General features: G+C 46.9%; 2 protein-coding genes. One reads left to right on the top strand and one right to left on the bottom strand.

Going from position 1 to position 1,223, the window contains the following annotated elements; translation table 11 throughout:
- Position 1 precedes the first annotated feature (1 nt).
- A complete protein-coding gene (locus GRP75_RS27400) occupies positions 2–178 on the top strand; it encodes a lipid II flippase family protein (protein WP_272917252.1) in 177 nt (58 codons plus the stop codon).
- 105 nt (positions 179–283) lie between these two features.
- On the opposite strand, the gene msrA is transcribed toward GRP75_RS27400, so the two are convergent.
- Positions 284–1,223, bottom strand: a 940-nt coding sequence (msrA, locus tag GRP75_RS27395; RefSeq protein WP_160790941.1) for a peptide-methionine (S)-S-oxide reductase MsrA, incomplete at its 5' end; no start/stop codon positions are given.

The following is a 1,223-nucleotide window of genomic DNA, read 5'->3' as shown; positions in this document are numbered from 1 at the left end:
CTTGTTAATTGATCCAAGATTGGCGGTTCTGTCGGAGAAAACGCTACGAGGGGAGCTACCCTTAACTCGGATGAACAGCATGTACGGCTGGATGATCATCTCGCGCTTGGCAGGTACTTTATTAGCCCAGCTATTGCTAGTACCGCTAGCCATTTGGCTTGGATGGGTAATGAGTTAAATGGCTAGCTTACGTAATGATGTGCTGCCACATCCCAAAAAAGGCTGGCCCGTGATCATCTATTAAAGATAGATCGCGGGTCAGCCCCAATGATTCCACGGCTATTTACTGTTCAAATAATGACTTATATGCTCCGTATCCTTCACGTTCCAAGTCTTCTTGAGGCACAAAGCGGAGCGCGGCGGAATTTATGCAATAACGCAAACCATCTGGACCAGGACCATCATCGAATACGTGCCCTAAATGGGAGTCAGCTTCACGACTTCGCACCTCGGTACGGATCATAAAATGGCTGAGATCAGTTTTTTCTTTGACATTGTAGCTGCGCAACGGACGGGTAAAGCTGGGCCAACCGCAACCTGCGTCATATTTGTCCAATGAACTGAACAAAGGCTCTCCTGATACGATATCCACGTAAATGCCTTCACCCTCATGATCCCAAAACTCATTTTGAAAAGGGCGCTCGGTCGCGTTTTTTTGTGTTACTTCGTATTGAATAGGCGTCAGCCGATCTTTAAGATCGGATTTATCAATCTTGCCGGACCAATTTTGCTCGATAAAATCTTCACGTCCCGAACCTTTGCGGTAGCGCTTGTAATGAGCGGGGTTCTTCTTATGATAGTCCTGATGATATTCTTCTGCTTCATAAAAAGTGGCCGCAGGCAGGATCGGTGTAGCAATGGGCTTGTCGAAGCGGCCACTTTGAGCCAAAGCTTCTTTAGACGCTTCTGCCTTGATTCGTTGCTCTTCATTATGATAGAAAATAGCCGTTTGGTAGGATGAACCCCTATCGTGGAACTGTCCACCTTCATCCGTCGGATCAATCTGCTGCCAGAATAGCTCCAACAGTTTTTCATACGGGAAAACTTGTGGGTCAAATGTAATCTGTACGGCTTCCACATGCCCCGTTGTTTCAGAACACACCTCTTCATAGGTAGGATTTTCGGTATGTCCCCCTGTGTATCCAGATCTAACCTTCAAAATACCGGGTAATTCCTCAAAAGGGGAAACCATGCACCAGAAGCAGCCACCTGCAAAAGTTGCT

Source organism: Paenibacillus sp. OT2-17, assembly GCF_009827695.1.
Lineage (GTDB): Bacteria > Bacillota > Bacilli > Paenibacillales > Paenibacillaceae > Paenibacillus > Paenibacillus polymyxa_B.
This window is presented reverse-complemented; position numbering and strand designations above follow the sequence as displayed.